1 pseudogene is annotated in these 400 nt (G+C 55.2%); it reads left to right on the plus strand.

Annotated elements, in window-relative coordinates:
• Positions 1-221: 221 nt before the first annotated feature.
• Positions 222-400: pseudogene (locus HCU66_RS27720) on the plus strand (DUF6124 family protein); the annotation flags it as partial.

Raw genomic sequence — 400 nt, forward strand, 5'->3', positions numbered from 1 at the left:
GCCGCCAGGGACGCTCCGCGTTCCGCTTTTGAATGTTTAATTGATGTCTCGGCGCGCAGATCTTTCCCACGCATCTTTCAGGTTGTCCGTCGGAAGCGGGCTCTCTAGTCTTTGGCTGTCGCTGCAAATTCAGCGACCGGGCGTGAGATCCCCGAAACGCAGGCGAAAGCCTCACGACCATAATGGCAAGTGATGGCTCCAATTGAGATTAGGAGCTACAAATGGAAAACGATGATTCTGATTCGAATTTCAACAAAACCAACGCCGAAGCCTCGCGCGCCGAAGAATTACTCAAAGACCGCGAAGCCATCAAACGCGCCCTCGATTACTACCTCGATCCCCCGGCGCCTCACACCGATAAACCCCGTCGCCCCAGCACCATGTTCATCGTCGCCCCGAA

The sequence above is a fragment of the Pseudomonas frederiksbergensis genome (assembly GCF_017114915.1).
Classification (GTDB): domain Bacteria; phylum Pseudomonadota; class Gammaproteobacteria; order Pseudomonadales; family Pseudomonadaceae; genus Aquipseudomonas; species Aquipseudomonas frederiksbergensis_I.